The following is a 17,306-nucleotide window of genomic DNA, read 5'->3' as shown; positions in this document are numbered from 1 at the left end:
CATCAGGTAAAGAGGCAATGATTTCTAGATAGCTTGGTTTTGCATCTGCGTAGTTAAGATCTTTTTTAAGCACATTAAATAACACCTCTAACGCTTCTTCTTTGCGACCCGCATTATTAAGCGCATTGCTTAACTCTACTTTTATCTCTAAATCATTTGGGTATTTTTCAACTTTAGCTTGCAGTGCTTTTATTTCTGGAGAGTCTGTTGCAGCTAATGCTTGTTCACACTTTGCTTGAATATTTGTGAAATACGCATCACGTTCATTCTCTGCCACTGAATCTAGTAATGCTTGTGCATCTTCTAATTTATGAATTTGAATACAAATATCAGCTAATACTAATTTTACACGCGTATGGCTCGGATCAAGCTCATAAGCCTGCTTTGCATAATTAAACGCATTATTTAAATCTTGATTAATTAACGCTTGCTTAGCTTGTTCAAGTAATAACTCGTGCTGGGCTGGTAAATGCTTTGCTAGCGCATCACGAATTTGCTGTTCTGTTTGAGCACCCGGTAACATATCTACAGGCGCAGAATCTTTTAACATCACAAGCGTTGGTAATGCTTGCAAACCAATTTGCTGTGCAAGTTGCGCTGCAAGAGCTTGCTCAACGTCACAGTCTAATGTCGCTACTAATAAATGCTCACCGTATTCATGTGCGATTTTTTCTAAAATAACAGCTTGCTGATGACACTCTGGGTTTTGCGCAGAGTAGAAAGTTAGTAAAACTAATTTTTCGGCTGAGGTCTCACCCAGTACTTGCTGTAAATTCTGTGGAGTAACATTTACCATATTATTCATTTGATCAATTGCACTATATAAGTATTTAGGTTTTTATATGGTGACAAACATAACAATTACAAGCCCATTCAGTCGAGGTCATTATGAAATTATCAGTTATATCTGCTGCGTTATTATTTCTTACTCCCATAACACAAGCAACAAGCTTAGATTTAAATCTTCAGAAAACCATGCCAGAGATTGAAAAGCTTTACTTAGATTTACATCAATCTCCAGAGCTTTCTTATCATGAAAAACAAACAGGTAAGAAATTAGCAAAACGACTTACTAAACTTGGCTTTGAGGTTACTGATAATGTAGGTGGCTATGGCGTAGTTGGTATTTACAAAAATGGTACTGGACCAACTGTGATGATCCGTACCGATACAGATGGCTTACCCATTGTTGAACAAACTGGTAAACCGTACGCTTCAAAAGTAACGGTTACAAACGACGAAGGCTCAACTGTCGGTGTAATGCATGGCTGTGGTCATGATATTCACATGAGTTCGTTTATTGGCACAGCCCAACAGTTAATGACACACAAAGATCAGTGGCAAGGTACATTAATGATGGTCGCACAACCCGCTGAAGAAGTAGGCGGTGGTGCAAAAGCAATGCTTAAAGAAGGACTTTTTACCAAGTACCCTACGCCTGACCACGTAATTGCTTTACATGTCAGTGCCAGTGTTCCTGCTGGTAAAATCAGCATGAAAAATGAGTACACAATGGCAAGTGTTGACTCTGTTGATATTACTGTAAAAGGTAAAGGTGGTCATGGTGCTTATCCTCATACAACAATAGACCCTGTTGTAATTGCTTCACGTATTGTGTTGGCACTGCAAACAATTACGAGCCGTGAATTGTCACCATTAGAGCCATCGGTGATCACGGTAGGCTCAATTCATGGTGGCTCTAAACACAATGTCATTTCTGATGAAGTAAAACTACAACTTACATTGCGTAGTTATAACCCTGAAGTTCGCTTACAACAAATCGCGGCGATTAAACGAATTTCTAAAGGTATCGCATTAAGTGCAGGACTTGATGAAAGCTTAGCACCTGAAGTATATGTGCATGAAGATGAATCTATTCCATCTACTTATAATAACCCTGAGCAAACCAACTTAGTGCGTTCAGCAATTGCTAATGCGATTGGTGAAGACAATGTACTTGAAACAGAAGCAGTCATGGCCGGCGAAGACTTTGGTTTATACGGACGTACAGATAAGAATATTCCAATTACTTTATTTTGGTTAGGGGGTGTTGAGCCTAGTCAATATGATGCCGCAATACAATCTGGCACAACATTACCTTCTTTACATTCAAGTAAGTTTGCACCTGATTACAAAAAGGCGCTCCCTACTGGGATTACAGCGATGAGTAATGCCGCGGTTGCCCTATTCAACAAAAAATAGTTTAGGCTGACTTAGTTCTGGGCTTAGCTTTTCTTTTAAAACGTCGCTTTTGCGGCGTTTTTGGTAACTGGGCAAAGACTTGGCTGTCGCACTGCTTAGCTTGCTCAACTAAAGCATGTAACTCAGTCAGTAATGGCGTTAAAAATTGCTGATAACTCATATGTTGCTCAGCTATATTCCCTAACGATGCTTCCCACTTAGCTGTTAAGTCAGGGCTAGCAAGCTGCTCTGGTAATGTACTTATGAGAGCTTTACCTGTTACTGTAGCTAAAATGTGTTTACCTTGACGCTCTAGAAAGCGGCGCTTGAATAAAAGCTCAAGAATGCCTGCCCGTGTAGCCTCAGTACCTAGACCATCCGTATCTTTGAGGATCTTTTTAATTTCAGGGTCTTTCACATAGCGACTGATGCCTGTCATAGCACTTAATAAGGTCGCATCAGTAAAGTGCGCTGGCGGTGTGGTCACTTTGTCTACCACTTCACCTTGATTGCAATGCAGCGGCTGACCTTTTTCAAGTGGCGGTAAGGTTTGCTCATCCTTTAACTCTGTTTTGCCCATTAATGTTTTAAAGCCTAAGCTAATATCTTGCTTAGCAGCAGCTTTAAAAAGCCCACCCGCAATATCAACCGTTACTTTGGTTTCTTTAAACACATAGTCTGGATAAAACTGAATTAAATAATGACGACAGATCAATCGATAGATTTTTTGTTCTTCGCTATTTAATGATGCTGAGCGTAGCTGCTTTTCGGTGGGAACAATAGCGTGGTGAGCTGCAACCTTGTTGTCATTAAAACATTTACTCCGCTTACTGGTATCAGCTTGCTTGCAAGCTTCACTTGCTTGACCTTCATTATTGGCGATAGCGGCAATAATACTCGCTGCATCTTTATGATGCTCTTTTGGTAAATAGCGATTATCTGAACGAGGATACGTAATTAACTTATGACGCTCATACAAGCTTTGACAGGTATCTAGCACCTTTTGTGCTGGCATAGAAAACGCTTTTGCCGCATCAATTTGTAAAGCCGACAAGTTATAAGGTAACGGCGCTTGTTGTTTTTTTTGTTTTTGCTCAAGCTCAACCACCTTAGCTGGTTGATTAGTAATTCGTGACACAACATTTTCAGCAAGTCCTCTATGTAATACTCTACCTTCTTCATCTTGATAGGGCTCGCATGCTTTACTTGGTTGCCACTTAGCAGAAAATGTTTGCTGCTGCTCTGTTTCGAGATGAGCCAAAACTTCGTAGAAAGGTTTTGCTACAAAGTTAGCTATTTCATTATCGCGATTTACAACTAGCCCTAAAATAGGTGTTTGAACACGACCTACAGACAACACATTACCAAACCCTGCTTTTTGCCCAGCAAGCGTATAAGCTCGCGTTAAATTCATGCCAAATAACCAATCAGCACGTGAGCGAGCTAAGGCTGATACGCTCAAGGGAATAAAATCGCGATTCGACTTTAAATTATTCAGCGCTTTTTTAACTGCACTTAAGTTTAAGTCGCTTATTAAGAGCCGCTGGATTTGCTGTTTTTTAGCTTGGCTTAGTTTTACCTGTTCAATTACTTCATCTACCAATAACTGGCCTTCACGGTCAGGGTCACCAGCATGGATGATTATACTCGCTTGCTTAATCAGCTTTTTTAATACGGTGAGTTGTTTGCGTGTTTTTGCTTTAGGTTTTAACTGCCATTGTTCAGGCACGATAGGTAAGTGCTCAAATCGCCACTTTTTAAAACTTGCATCGTAATCGTCAGGCTCAGCTTGTTCAAGCAAATGACCAATACACCAAGAAACACAATCACCATTAGCAAGCTCAATATAACCTTCCTGCTTTTTTTGTGGTTTTGGTAGTGCATCAGCAATGGCTCGTGCAAGGGACGGCTTTTCGGCAATGTAAAGTTTCATAACGCAACACTAAATACTGTTTTTATAAACAGTAGTCTAACACAGCATTTTTTACTTAGGAATGGTCTCGGCGAGCCTATTGCGACGGGTAAATAAATAAATCATAGGCAAATAACATACAACTACGGTGCCTATATTAATAACAGGGAGTAAGGTTTTATACATATATGTGCTATACGATAAATCCCATAAGTGAATATCAATTACGCGAAATAGTTGTAATATGGGTGCCATTACAACAACTAACTGCCCTAGTACGCTCTGCCAAAGATAAACCTTATCTTTTATACCAAGATAAGCAATGATGGCCATCCATGCTATGTCATTAAATGCCCATACAACGTAACGCCAAACAAAGATGTCATCAAACTCACTCAGGCTTGAATGGATAAGAGTGCCATATAGAAAAAAACTAGCGGTTATTACAGAAAACCTGAAGGCGAGCCAATCATTTCTGATATAAAAAACAAAAATAGCTGGGCTCAGAATGAACACCCAGCTATTACTTAATATAACAATAAAAGAGTTGAACCAATCAGGCACAAGTAACGACCTTAATCAGTTTTCTGTTTTACCATCGTTACCATCACCGTTACCTGGCAGGTAGCAATATTTATCGAGCTTTTTCATTCTTATACCCATTACATTCTTTAACTAATTGTAACTGTAACTGATTTAGGGTCTTACATCAATAGGATCCGACTCTTGCGCCTTGCCTTGCATAATTGAGATTTCGACGCGACGGTTACGCTTTCTATCTTCATCGGTAACATTGGGAACAAGTGGCCTCGTTTCAGCATGGCCCACTACGACCATTCTCGATTTATCGAAACCTGGGGCTTTTTCCATTTCACTTGCAACTGCAACTGCACGCTTTGAAGATAAATCCCAATTATTGGTATATAGCTCATTGGAAACCTGAAAATCATCAGTGTGACCAGATACCGTTATTTCGCCAGGCACGTCTTTTAACAAGGTTGCAATATCTCGAATAATTGGTTTAAATTTAGGCTGTAAAAACGCACTCCCTGAAGGAAATGAGCCATTTTCCCGAATACGAATAATAATTTGCTGGCCTAAAGACTCTAGTTCAATCGCCCCATCAATAATCTGTTGTTCAAGTTGTTGCGCAATTTTCTTCACAAGCTCGTTGGTTTGTTCTTGATTCGCAGCGGAAATAGATTGATCCATCGCTTGTTCTTGCGCTGTACTTTGAGACTCACCGCCACGCTTATTACCACGCTGCTCTTGACGTCCACCTGCTGAGCTTTCATCACCGGCTTGGAATTCCAACATCTGCTGGGTCATTTCAACCGTTTGTTGTTGAATTGTTTCGATAGGCGTAGGCTCAGGTTTACCTGGCGTAAACTCCATGGCTATTACTGAAGTTCCTTTTGGGATGTCTTTTACTTCAATTTTGTTTTGCACACCAAAAGCAAACTTCATTGAGCCAGCAATTTGCTTAAATTTAAGGACATCCATTTCAGAAAAGGCAAGCAAGAGTACAAAGAAGCACATTAACAGTGACATTAAATCTGCGAAGGTTCCCATCCAAGCTGGTAAACCCGGAGGTGGACATTTGCACTCTTGATCAGACATGCTTACTCCTCAGTATCCACTTTTCGTTTAGACTCTGCTAAGTAGTTTTTCAAGATACCCTCGATTACTTTCGGGTTTTGACCATCTTGAATACCCAGTACCGCGTCGAGAATTAAGCGTTGGTTAAGAGCCTCTTCGTCTTTACGTAGCTCTAGTTTTACCTGAATTGGAATAGCAACCACATTCGCTAAGAACGCGCCATATAATGTCGTTAATAGTGCAACGGCCATCGCAGGACCGATGGCTTTAGGATCATCCATATTTGATAACATGGCAACAAGACCAATTAGCGTGCCTATCATACCCATTGCAGGAGCTATGTCGGCTAACGATTTAAATAGTCCCGCGCCATGCTCATGACGAGTGGCAGTAAGTGCGATATCTTTTTGCAAGGTAGCACGAACCACATCGGCGTCATGACCATCGACGAGCATATCAACGCCCTTGCGCATAAAGCCATTAGGAATTTCAGCTTCTTCGAGTGCTAAAAAACCACCTTTACGGGCTGAGTCTGCTAACTCTACAGCTTTCTCTATTAGCTCTTCTGGAGATTCTATCTTGAACATGAAAGCTTTCGCGGCAACTTTACCTATGCCCAAAAACTGACCCATAGTAAAGTTTGACAACACAATGAAAATAGAGCCGCCAAATACAATGACCACCGAAGGGGTGTTATAAAACATTGCAACTTGGCCATCACTACTTAACACCATCGACATAGCAATTAAGCCTATGGCACCAAGAATACCTATTATGGTTGCTAAATCCACATACCCCTCCAGAGGAACAATTGCACGATACCCTAAGGCATCAAATTTTTATTATTAACTGCTTATCGGCAAGCAATTGAAATACTTAAATCATTAAATGAATTAATTTTATTTTAATGTAAGTTTCTCAAGCTACAAGTTTATCTTGTGTCTAAAAGCGTAAAAATAACATATTGGCGTTGCTTTATGCGTAAAAAAACACATCATTCTTTGACCTAGTTTAGCATTCCCCCTAAAATTGGCCTCACTTTCTATCAGCTAGTGAGGCCACTATGGCAGCGAAGAAACCAGAAAACTTGAGCTTTGAAGAAGCCTTGGATGAATTATCTAATATTGTTGTACAAATGGAACAGGGTGACTTGTCATTAGAGCAATCTCTTAAGCAGTTTGAACGTGGTATTGCATTAGCTAATGCCTCATCAGGTAAACTACAACAAGCAGAACAAAAAGTTGCCATACTTATGGGTAACGATAGCCAAGCTCCACTGAGCAATTTCGATTCAAATTTGGACTAATTTCAGTGCAATTAATAGACCAACTGCAAGATGCGCGCAATGATGTTGAAGCAACACTTAATCACTATTTTGATCAGCCTTTAGATACCGAACAAACAATAAAAGAAGCCACTCATTATGGCGTGTTAAATGGCGGCAAACGATTACGTCCATACCTTGTTTATGCAACAGGTAGGATGATGGGGGCACAGAAAAAAGACCTTGATATTCTTGCAGCAGCCATTGAGTGTATCCATAGCTATTCACTAGTTCATGATGACTTACCAGCAATGGATGATGACGATCTGCGACGTGGCCGCCCTACTTGCCATATAGTGTATGGTGAAGCAAACGCTATTCTTGCAGGTGATGCACTACAAACACTTGCCTTTGACTTAATTGCCAATCATCCTTTTTCTGTACCGCCAGCGCAGCAAATAAAAATGATCGCCTCATTAAGCAAAGCCTCAGGTATTGAAGGTATGGTAGGTGGTCAAGCGCTTGACATTAGTGCGACGAATAATGAAATCAGTGTCGAACAATTAGAGCGTATTCATCAACTGAAGACAGGGGCACTGCTTAATTGTGCAATAACCCTAGGTGCATTGTGTGCCAATCAATGTGACGAGTACACATTAAAACAGCTTAATTTGTTTGGACAAGCGATAGGTCTGGCTTTTCAGGTACAAGACGATATCCTAGATGTCGAAGCAGATACAGAAACACTTGGCAAACCACAAGGGTCAGATATTGCAGCGAATAAAGCAACCTACCCCGCTCTTTTAGGACTGGATGGCGCAAAGCAAAAAGCGCAAGATTTACTCGCACAGGCACATCAAGCTTTAGAGGCGATTAATTTCGATACGAGTGAACTGGCAAGGCTTGCCAACTATATTGTTGAACGCAAATATTGATGCGTAAAACAACGACAAAATAACTAAAAAATCAGAGTCACAATAAGCTATAATGCACTCTGGTTAGCGAAGGATGTATATAAAATCATGACACTTGATAGTAGCAAGTATCCATTATTAAGTTTGGTTGACGAGCCAGCACAGCTGCGTGATTTAGCGCAAGATAAATTACCTGCGTTTAGTAAAGAGTTACGCGAGTACCTGCTTAACTCAGTCTCGCAAAGTAGTGGTCATTTAGCCTCAGGGTTAGGCACAGTTGAATTAACTGTCGCTCTGCATTATGTCTATAACACGCCCTCTGATCGACTCGTTTGGGATGTAGGCCATCAAGCCTACCCACATAAAATTTTAACGGGTCGCCGTGACCAAATGCATACTATTCGTCAAAAAGACGGTTTACACCCTTTCCCATTTCGCGAAGAAAGCCAGTACGACACATTTAGTGTAGGTCACTCAAGTACATCAATTTCAGCCGCACTAGGAATGGCCATTGCCGCTGAAAAAGAAGGTAAAGATCGAAAAACAGTGGCTGTTATTGGTGATGGTGCGATTACTGCAGGTATGGCATTCGAAGCGATGAACCACATGGGTGATGTAAACCCTAACGTATTAATTATCTTAAATGATAATGAAATGTCGATTTCTGAAAACGTGGGTGCACTAAACAACCATTTTGCACGAATCTTATCAGGTAGCTTTTATACCAACATCCGTGAAGGCAGCAAAAAGCTGCTATCAGGTTTGCCTCCAGTAAAAGAGCTGGCAAGTCGCATGGAAGAGCACTTAAAAGGTATGGTCATCCCCGGCACTTTCTTTGAAGAGCTAGGTTTAAATTATATCGGCCCGATTGATGGGCACGATGTAAACATGTTGGTTGATACCTTACGCAATATGCGTAATCTTAAAGGCCCACAATTACTGCACATAAAAACGCAAAAAGGGAAAGGTTATAAACCTGCTGAAGCGGACCCTATTGGCTACCACGGTGTACCAAAATTTGATCCAAGCATGTCAAAACTACCCAAATCAAAACCAGGAGCCGCTACATTCTCTAATGTGTTTGGTGACTGGCTTTGTGATATGGCAGCACAAGACGACAAGCTGATGGCAATTACCCCAGCAATGCGTGAAGGCTCAGGCATGGTACGCTTTTCGAAAGAATACCCCGAGCAATACTTTGACGTTGCTATTGCGGAACAACATGCAGTAACACTGGCAGCAGGTTTAGCATGCGAAGGCTTAAAACCAGTTGTTGCCATTTACTCAAGCTTTTTACAACGTGCATATGATCAGCTCATTCATGATGTGGCACTACAAAACCTTCCTGTTTTATTTGCCATTGACCGTGCAGGTATTGTTGGCGCAGACGGTGAAACTCACCAAGGTGCCTACGACTTAAGCTTTATGCGCTGCATACCAAACATGATCATCATGGCACCAAGCGACACCAATGAGTGCCGACAAATGCTTTACACTGGTTACCAATGTAATCAACCAGTAGCAGTTCGCTACCCACGTGGTAGTGCGGGCAATTGTGACGTTGAAACGCAAATGAGCGCAATTGAAATAGGCCGTGCACGCACTATACGCAAAGGCAGTAAAGTGGCGATTTTATCGTTTGGTACATTACTAGAAAACGCTGAACTGGCGGCAAAGGAACTCAACGCCAGCTTACTTGATATGCGTTTTATTAAGCCGCTTGATACACAAGCTATTGATGACTTACTCGCAGAGCACGATGTACTTGTGACATTAGAAGACAACGCCATAGCTGGTGGTGCTGGCTCGGCAGTTAATGAGTATTTAGCAGCCGCTAAGGCAAGTGTAAAAATATTGAACTTAGGTATTCCTGATGAATTCATTAAGCATGGCACTCAGCAAGAGATGCATGCAGAAATGGGATTAGATACCCAAGGAATAGTAACCAGTATCAACGCATTCATAGCCTGACATTAATTTACAAAAAGGAGCATAGAGCTCCTTTTTTATTTATAGAACAATCACATCTAAAAAAATTGAAAAATAATTAATTTTTCTGCATCCAACATTATCCCTTCTTCGTTTATTCACTGAGGTTAACCTGTGAGCAAGTAATGCTTTTAAGCTGTGCTAAGCAAAACAGATGTCTGTTCACATTTGATGGAATATTAAAGAAGGTATGAACAAATGAAAGCGTTTAAAAACAACCTAGCAGTAGAACAAATTGACACTCAGTCTAAACTTATGAAGTTAACATTTTCGGCCTTAGCGCTCGCTGTTACGATTGGTATTGCAGGCTGTAGTGGCGATGATGGTAAAGACGGTGCAGCAGGTCAACAAGGTGTTGCAGGACAAGATGGTTCGGATGGAATGGATGGGCAAAATGGGGCGCCAGGCTTTGCGGCAGCCACCTTTATTCTAGCTAACAATGGCGCTGATAACGCAGGCACAGTCAACTTGATTGACCAAAATGCGGCTAAGTTAAGTACGTTTAATAGTGGTGCCAATGAAGGTGTTGCATTCGATAGCTTAGGTAACTTAGTGCAAGCAGCAGATTCTGCTAATGGCTCGTTAAGTACCGTATGTCAGGTGCTTAGTCGTGGCGATGGCAGCTATAACAGCAGTATCGATCGTATGATAAGCGGTACTAACACAACCCTTGTCAATCCCAAAGGTATTCATGTATCTCATAAGCATGGCTTGGTGCTGATTGCTGATTTTAATGCGATGCAAGTCACTGTATTCGGTAAAGAAGCCGCAGGTGATGTGGCCCCACTTGCAACAACCACCACAGCTGCAAAACCATGGGACTTAACCTACGATGATGACAACGATCGTTTATACGTTGCGCTAACCAATGGTGATGTAGCAGTTTATGACAATTACGTCAGTGGTGGCTTTGTAGCGACGCCAGCCCGAACAATTACACCTAGCGATGACAGCGGTGCTAAAGTTTCAGTCAACATTCATGGCATCGCGCTTGATATGCAAACTAACACCTTAGTACTCTCTGATGTAGGCAGTGCATCAGATGCAACAGATGGTGCAATTTTTGTTATTTCTGATGCATCACAAGCCAGTGGCATGGTCACGGTAGATCGTCATATTGCAGGGCCTATGTCTATGCTAGGTAACCCAGTTGATATAAGCCTCACAGGGAGTGACTTAAGAGTCGCTGAAAAATCAAATGACGCAGTTCTGGTATTTAGTAACATATTTGCAGGCCCAAGCGGTGATATTTCGCCAGACTTAGTCACTGCGACCACAAAACCAGAATCAATTACAGAAACCATCATGCATAACAATATGCAAGATAGTTCTGATAGTATCATGGTGAATATGCCGCTACTTGGTGTTGCAGTCAGCAGTAACCCAGGAGCCGTAGGCCCTACTACGGGGCAAATTAGTCGTTTAAATGCTCCTTTAACAGCTGAGCTTGCGACTTATAATGCAAGCCGAACCATTGAGAGTGTTGCATTCGACAAATCAGGCACTAGCTATGCCACATTTGATAATGCAAGCACGTCAATTGGCGGCGTTGCAATTTCAACTAAAGTGGCGACTTCTCGTGATGGCGAAAGCTTTTCAATGGCCCAAGACAGATTAATTACTGGCGCAAATACCGGTATTATTTCACCGAAGGGGCTTGATGTAGCATCTGATGCTGGCATGCTATTTGTTGCAGAATTCAATCCAACTACACCTGGGGTTTTGATATTTTCAAGCTGCGCAACAGGTGATGTAAGCCCACTCATGACACTGACTCCTAGTGCTAGTACGCGCCCTTGGGATGTTGACTATGACCCTGTAACAGATAAAGCGTTTGTTGCACTGACCAATGGCACGGTTGCAGTATTCGATGAAGTTAAAAGCAAATGGCTAGCTGGCATGACAACTATTTCAGGTGAAGATCGCTTAATTACTCCTGCATCGGGTGGTACTGCATTTGCGGCGCCAACCAACATTCATGGCATAGACTACGACCCAACCAGTGACTCGTTAATTATCTCTGATGTAGGCAGTGCTGCGGATGCAACAGACGGTAAAATTTACGTGATAAATAATGCATCAATGGCAAGTGGTTTAACCAATGTTAGCGTTAACATCGCAGGTCCCGCTAGTCAGCTTGGTAACCCTGTAGATATTATGTACACAGGCAGCCATCTCTATGTGGCTGAGAAATCAAACGGTCTAGTAATGCGTTTCGACAATATTTTAAATAGCCCTGGAGGCGATATCGCTGCAGATGTTAGCTATTCATTTACAGCGCCTGAGTCGGTGGCTATTTTACCTGCTTGGCTTAACCACTAAACCATCAATAGGCGTTTAGGTAACAAGCGCCTTGGTTGGCCTCCAATGCCTTATCTAGCCCTAGATAAGGCATTTTTATTTAGCGCATCCAGATTTTAATATCTGCTAGACCATTAGCCTGAAGAGCACTGAGTTGCTGATCAACATTTTGAGTTTGTTCAAACTCAAATGCGTCAAGTTGCTCATCAAACGTTATATTAGCAACCCCGTCGCCACCACGCTTTTTAACTTGATGTAGCGCGATATCTGCAAGGTTCACTGATGTTTCCCAACCAATAACTTGCCCACCTAGCAAAGGAAGCGGATAAAAAGACCATCCAAGAGAAGCAGTAATGGTTGTTGACTCTCCATTTGGAAGTCTAAATGCATTACCCGCAATAGCCTCACACAGTTCAGCTGCATAACTATCTATACCAGAACGTTTAAAATCACGTAGTAAAAGTAAGAACTCATCACCGCTCCAACGTGCAACATAATCAGAGCCTTGGGTACGACTATTCAACAGTGTAGCCATTTGCTGTAAGCAACTATCCCCAGCCAGCGGTCCATAGGCGTCATTGATACGGCTAAAATTATCAAAATTAATAATCATCAATACTAAGCATTTACCCTGCGCTTGCAGTGATTGCGAGTTACGCTGGAAATGTTCAATATCCTTAGGGAGTTGATCAAATAAGAAGCGACGACTACGAAGCCCCGTCAGCTCATCTGAGTGACTAACTAGCTTAAGCTGTGAGTTTACTTGGTTGAGCTTATCGTTCGCTTCACGTAGCTCTACGGTGCGTTCTGTTACTAAGCTTTCAAGGGCTAACTGCTTGCGTTTTTCTTGCGCTCTAAACACCCAAAAGACCAGATAGAATAATAAAATAAAGCTGCTTGTAATGAGCAATCTAAAATAAATAGTTTCATCAAATCGTTGTGGGACAACAAACGCATAGTCTGTTCTGCGCGCTTTCTGCCAATCTTCACCACGGCGTTTAGCTTCTAGATGAAATAAAAAAGAGCCCGGTGGTAAGTTAGTGTAGATTGCTTCGCGACGTGTGTTTGCGTAGCGCCAGTGACTATCTAACCCACTTAATCGGTAACGGAACTCAATACTTGAAGGAGCATAATAATCAATAGCGGTGTACTTAATGGTGACATCTCGCTCATCAATTTGTAATTCTGGTTTAGCGCCAAGCGAAGCCGTACTCATTTGGCGAAGAGGTGTGGTAATGTTTTCAATACGTGGCTTAAGCGCTTTAACACCAAATAGTTCAACACTTTTAGGTATTTCAACGACCCCTTGTAAGCTTGGATACCAAATTGAATTACCAGTGTCCGCCACCGCATCATGACCAAGACCCGCACAACATTGGCTAGCCTTACCATCAAGCTGGCGGTCAAATGACGAAATAACCTGCTCAACTTTCAAGCTCTCAATGTCGGTACTAAACTGCTCAACCGGCATACGGTATACGCCTTTCATGGTACTGACCCAAATACGTTTTAGTTGTTTGTCGTAAACAAGACTGAAAATAGATCCATAAGGTAAACCGTCTGTAGCATCTAGCTGACGCCACTGCCCTTGTGTGCTTCGATAAAATAAGCCATCATTCAAAGAGCCAATTAAAATACCCACACCGTCGATATTTAAAATACTGGTCACATACGCACTCTCTAAACTGGTCTGATCGCCAATTTTCTCAATACCGCGGTCGGTAAAGTAGTAAGCACCTTTACTCGTGCCAATTAAGCCAAAGTTTTGCTCATCCAGTACGTAGGTTATAAATTTACTGCTCAAAAAGGCGTTGTAAGCAAATGGCGTTAATCCCCCATAACTTAACCGATACATGCCCCGACCCGTGCCAAGCCAGAAACCGCCTTTGTTTGAACTGCTAATTGCAAATACGGGGTTATCACGAAGCGCTCTACCAGGTACCGTATACAAACGCTGGTTTTCATAATAAAAAACGCCTCGACCAGTGGCAATATAGAGGCGGTCGCCATCAAATTGTAAGTCATGCACCGCAGCGCGACCAAATTGATTGCTGGGTATTTGATTTACAAAGTTTTTATTGTAATCGAAGTAACCAACACCACTACGGTTAGCAACCCATAACTTACCATCAGGCGCTTGGCTAATCGCCATCACCGCTTCGGTCATATTTGAAATAGCAGAATGGCGCTCTATTCGCCCTTCGTGGGCAAGCCATAAACCTTCACTAAAGCTTGCCAGCCAAATATTATTTTGATTATCACGAAAGATGTCAGCAAACCAGATGCTCTGATCTAACTGACTAGGCTCAACCCACTGCCAGTCACCTGAGTTATCTCTAAATAATAAACGACCATAGGTGGAAATCCACAGCGCACCATCTGAATCGCTCATAAACTTATAAACAGCTGAGTTGCTCGCGTTAGGGAGTGGGAATGGACGCAGCTCATCATCTAAATCAAGAAAGTATGCACCCAGCTCCGATGCTAAATATAAGTTACCCTCAAGCCAAGCCATATCATGAATAATGGTCTGCGCTAGGCGCTCAGGCAATGACACTTTTGCGGTAAGTTCTAAACGTAGTTTTGCAAAGTCAGATGAGGTATTTGTTAAACGCAACAGGTGACGCTCATTGACCAACCATATACCTTCTGGTGATAGCGCCATTTGGCTGACTGAACCGACAATTTGCGTAATTGGTGTGGCATTGGATACAGGCACGACCAAGGCTGAATTTTGATTTAATGTAACCTGATTACGTGCTACGAAATAAAGGCCATTGGCTGCAATCCAAATACTGCCTTTTGAGTCTTCTAGAATATCGCGAACAGGCCCTTTTACGTTAAAGGTTTGCGACATCATAGTTTTAGGATCAAGTGTTACCAAACCATTTTTGGTACCAACCCAAAGTAACCCGGTGCTATCTACCAATAGCTTATTAATACCATTACTAGGTAGAAAATCGCTATTTTGTGTATTGAAGTTAGTAAAGGTATTTCCATCAAAGCGACTTAGGCCAAACTGTGTGCCTAGCCACATATAGCCTTGCTCATCTTGAGCAATACTTTTTAAAGATTGTGAGGGCAAGCCATTTTGGATATTCCACTGTTTAACGACGTAGTCGGTAATAGACGCAAATGCAGACGTGCTGCAAAGCATCAACAAACAGAGGATTATAAATCGCATCATATACTTGCCACCAAGTAACACCTAACTCATCGTTTAAAAAGGTAAATAGCCTGCTTTAAACAAGGCTTGAACACAAATTAATGAAAATATACCTGCTAAAATATCATCAGCCATGATGCCCAAGCCACCGTGTAAACGTCTATCTAAAATTCGGATAGGACCTGGTTTAGCAATATCAAAAAAGCGGAACAATAAAAAACCAACCAATAATGACTGCCAACTTAATGCGGCACCTATCATGGTGATATAATAACCAGCAACTTCATCCCAAACAATGGCTGGATGATCATGTACTCCTAAGTCATCGGCTGTTTTACCACAGGCCCAAATACCAAACACACTGATCACGATGGCGAACACCACCTGTAACCACAATGGAAAGTACATAGTTATAAAAATAAATGGTAAGGCAGCAAATGTACCGAAGGTGCCTGGTGCTTTAGGCGCAAGACCTAAACCAAAACCCAAACCAAAAAACTGGTGTGGGCGTTTTAAATTGAATAAACGGTTACTGCTCAAACCGGCTCCTTCGTAAAATGCTGAAAGCCCTTACCTTGATAGTTAAATTTTTCACCATCAAGTAATAGCTCAATCTCGCCTTCGCCACTTTGAATTTGCCCAACACAACTCGCTTCAACACCGTACTGGCGTAGTTTCATATCTACCATGCTTTTATTACTTTCAGGCACAGTAAACAACAACTCGTAGTCGTCACCGTAATTTAGAATGTAATCAAACTGCTCTTTACGTGGAATTGAAGAATTTAAGGCATCTGACACAGGCACTTTATCAACATTAATCACAGCACTAACTTGCGATAGCGCTAAAATATGGCCTAAATCTGCCAGTAAACCATCAGAAATATCAATGGCTGATGAGGCTGCACCGCGTAAAACTTGCCCTGCAGCCACTCGAGGCGTCGGGTAATCGAAGCGATTATTTAAATAGCTTAAATGTTCTGGGGCAATATCAAGGCCTTGCTTACGTGCTTCTATTGCTACACCAGCATCCCCCAGTGGACCAGTTACATAAATCCAATCGCCCACTTTGGCACCACTACGACGCAACGCTTTACCTTGAGGTACGATGCCTTTAGCACAAATGGTAATCGTTAAAGGCCCTTGTGTTGTGTCACCGCCAATGATCTGCACATTGAAGTACTCTGCAATCTCATGCATGCCTTCGGTGAACTGTTCAAGCCACTCTATATTAGCTTCTGGCAATGTTAAACCAACCGAAACCCACGTAGGTTCAGCGCCCATTGCAGCCAAGTCACTTAAATTAACGGCTAAAGCACGATGTCCTAGGGCACGCGGTGATATATCATCAAAAAAGTGTACACCCGCGACTAAGGTATCTGTTGTTACTGCCAGTTGGCAGTTTTCAGGCACGGTTACTAACGCACAATCGTCACCAATTCCAAGGTTTACATCACGACGAATAATGCCGCGACCTTTAAAGTAACGATTGATTAATTCAAATTCCTTCATACACAAAAAAGCCGGCCCAAGCCGGCTCTCCTTTACGGGGTTGATTACTTGCGCAGCTCTTTCACTGCTTTATCAAGTACACCGTTAACAAATTTATGACTATCTTCAGCACCAAACATCTTCGCAAGCTCAATGCCTTCATTGATTGCTACTTTATAAGGTACGTCTTCACGGAATTTCAGCTCGTAGCCAGACAGACGTAAAATTGCTTTTTCGACCATGTCTAACTCATCAGCTGGGCGTGCTAAATGTGGTGCAACGATTTCATCTAATTGCTTACAGTTAACAACAACACCGCGTGCTAGGTCTTTGAAATATTCGACGTCGATTTTAGTCACATCATTTTCAATTAACATTTGCTGTTCAATGTCAGCAATTGGGTTACCGCTTAACTGCCAAGAGTATACGGCTTGAAGTGCTAAGATACGTGCTTTACGTCTTGCTGCTGGTTTCACAGAGATTCCTTAAA

Annotated in this window: 14 protein-coding genes (1 of these 14 cut by a window edge); 5 read left to right on the top strand and 9 right to left on the bottom strand. The window is 41.9% G+C overall.

What is annotated here, in order from left to right; genetic code table 11:
- On the bottom strand, positions 1 to 805 hold the 5' portion of the coding sequence (locus tag L0Z67_RS03955) for a tetratricopeptide repeat protein (RefSeq protein ID WP_062570212.1). It extends 53 nt beyond the left edge of the window; the window shows 805 of its 858 coding nt (coding positions 1-805); it begins with the start codon at positions 803 to 805; its stop codon lies beyond the left edge, outside the window.
- Between the two features lie 83 nt (positions 806 to 888).
- Between L0Z67_RS03955 and L0Z67_RS03950 the strand changes: the two genes are divergently transcribed.
- Positions 889 to 2,202, top strand: coding sequence for a M20 family metallopeptidase (locus tag L0Z67_RS03950; protein WP_237114868.1), 1,314 nt, complete (start codon positions 889 to 891; stop codon positions 2,200 to 2,202).
- Between the two features lies 1 nt (position 2,203).
- Here L0Z67_RS03950 and L0Z67_RS03945 read toward each other — a convergent pair whose 3' ends face one another.
- From L0Z67_RS03945 to pomA, 4 genes are all read right to left on the bottom strand, one after another.
- On the bottom strand, positions 2,204 to 4,114 hold the full coding sequence (locus L0Z67_RS03945) for a DNA topoisomerase III (RefSeq protein ID WP_237114867.1): 1,911 nt from the start codon (positions 4,112 to 4,114) through the stop codon (positions 2,204 to 2,206).
- Positions 4,115 to 4,165: 51 nt separating this feature from the next.
- Complete coding sequence (locus L0Z67_RS03940) at positions 4,166 to 4,657, bottom strand: hypothetical protein (RefSeq protein WP_062570209.1); 492 nt, start codon at positions 4,655 to 4,657, stop codon at positions 4,166 to 4,168.
- Between the two features lie 132 nt (positions 4,658 to 4,789).
- Positions 4,790 to 5,713 (bottom strand): flagellar motor protein MotB, encoded by a 924-nt coding sequence (locus L0Z67_RS03935; protein ID WP_130150836.1) that lies wholly within the window; start codon positions 5,711 to 5,713, stop codon positions 4,790 to 4,792.
- Positions 5,714 to 5,715: 2 nt separating this feature from the next.
- Positions 5,716 to 6,483, bottom strand: a complete 768-nt coding sequence (gene pomA, locus L0Z67_RS03930) for a flagellar motor protein PomA (RefSeq protein ID WP_062570207.1) — start codon at positions 6,481 to 6,483, stop codon at positions 5,716 to 5,718.
- 272 nt (positions 6,484 to 6,755) lie between these two features.
- Here pomA and xseB point away from each other — a divergent pair, with 272 nt between their 5' ends.
- The 4 genes from xseB (at position 6,756) to L0Z67_RS03910 (ending at position 12,181) form a co-directional block, all read left to right on the top strand.
- Entirely contained in the window at positions 6,756 to 6,998 is a 243-nt protein-coding gene (gene xseB, locus L0Z67_RS03925; RefSeq protein ID WP_062570206.1) for an exodeoxyribonuclease VII small subunit, read from the top strand.
- A 5-nt stretch (positions 6,999 to 7,003) separates the two neighbouring features.
- Positions 7,004 to 7,891: a (2E,6E)-farnesyl diphosphate synthase gene (ispA, locus tag L0Z67_RS03920; protein ID WP_062570205.1), complete on the top strand. Its 888-nt coding sequence runs from the start codon at positions 7,004 to 7,006 to the stop codon at positions 7,889 to 7,891.
- Positions 7,892 to 7,978: 87 nt separating this feature from the next.
- On the top strand, positions 7,979 to 9,841 hold the full coding sequence (gene dxs / locus L0Z67_RS03915) for a 1-deoxy-D-xylulose-5-phosphate synthase (protein WP_193988392.1): 1,863 nt from the start codon (positions 7,979 to 7,981) through the stop codon (positions 9,839 to 9,841).
- Positions 9,842 to 10,057: 216 nt separating this feature from the next.
- A complete protein-coding gene (locus L0Z67_RS03910; RefSeq protein WP_237114866.1) occupies positions 10,058 to 12,181 on the top strand; it encodes a hypothetical protein in 2,124 nt (707 codons plus the stop codon).
- Positions 12,182 to 12,260: 79 nt separating this feature from the next.
- On the opposite strand, the gene L0Z67_RS03905 is transcribed toward L0Z67_RS03910, so the two are convergent.
- Genes L0Z67_RS03905 through nusB form a run of 4 tightly spaced genes read right to left on the bottom strand, consistent with a single transcriptional unit; the run spans position 12,261 to position 17,292 of the window.
- Positions 12,261 to 15,347, bottom strand: a complete 3,087-nt coding sequence (locus L0Z67_RS03905) for a ligand-binding sensor domain-containing diguanylate cyclase (protein WP_062570203.1) — start codon at positions 15,345 to 15,347, stop codon at positions 12,261 to 12,263.
- Between the two features lie 33 nt (positions 15,348 to 15,380).
- Positions 15,381 to 15,866, bottom strand: a complete 486-nt coding sequence (locus tag L0Z67_RS03900) for a phosphatidylglycerophosphatase A (RefSeq protein WP_193988391.1) — start codon at positions 15,864 to 15,866, stop codon at positions 15,381 to 15,383.
- Positions 15,863 to 16,837 (bottom strand): thiamine-phosphate kinase, encoded by a 975-nt coding sequence (gene thiL / locus L0Z67_RS03895; RefSeq protein ID WP_193988390.1) that lies wholly within the window; start codon positions 16,835 to 16,837, stop codon positions 15,863 to 15,865. The genes L0Z67_RS03900 and thiL overlap by 4 nt, the downstream gene beginning before the upstream one ends.
- 44 nt (positions 16,838 to 16,881) lie before the next feature.
- Positions 16,882 to 17,292, bottom strand: coding sequence for a transcription antitermination factor NusB (gene nusB, locus L0Z67_RS03890; protein WP_054552571.1), 411 nt, complete (start codon positions 17,290 to 17,292; stop codon positions 16,882 to 16,884).
- Between the last annotated feature and the right edge of the window lie 14 nt (positions 17,293 to 17,306).

Origin of the sequence: Pseudoalteromonas sp. PB2-1 (genome assembly GCF_045040605.1) — a bacterium.
GTDB lineage: Bacteria > Pseudomonadota > Gammaproteobacteria > Enterobacterales > Alteromonadaceae > Pseudoalteromonas > Pseudoalteromonas arabiensis.
Note: the sequence above shows the minus strand (reverse complement) of the source record. Positions and strands in the feature narration are given on the sequence as shown.

Excerpts from the sequence above, each read along its gene's own strand:
- dxs (WP_193988392.1), top strand. The coding sequence starts at position 7,979 with ATGACACTTGATAGTAGCAAGTATCCATTATTAAGTTTGGTTGACGAG.
- L0Z67_RS03935 (WP_130150836.1), bottom strand. The coding sequence starts at position 5,713 with ATGTCTGATCAAGAGTGCAAATGTCCACCTCCGGGTTTACCAGCTTGG.
- xseB (WP_062570206.1), top strand. The coding sequence starts at position 6,756 with ATGGCAGCGAAGAAACCAGAAAACTTGAGCTTTGAAGAAGCCTTGGAT.
- thiL (WP_193988390.1), bottom strand. The coding sequence starts at position 16,837 with ATGAAGGAATTTGAATTAATCAATCGTTACTTTAAAGGTCGCGGCATT.
- L0Z67_RS03950 (WP_237114868.1), top strand. The coding sequence starts at position 889 with ATGAAATTATCAGTTATATCTGCTGCGTTATTATTTCTTACTCCCATA.
- L0Z67_RS03945 (WP_237114867.1), bottom strand. The coding sequence starts at position 4,114 with ATGAAACTTTACATTGCCGAAAAGCCGTCCCTTGCACGAGCCATTGCT.
- L0Z67_RS03905 (WP_062570203.1), bottom strand. The coding sequence starts at position 15,347 with ATGATGCGATTTATAATCCTCTGTTTGTTGATGCTTTGCAGCACGTCT.
- L0Z67_RS03910 (WP_237114866.1), top strand. The coding sequence starts at position 10,058 with ATGAAAGCGTTTAAAAACAACCTAGCAGTAGAACAAATTGACACTCAG.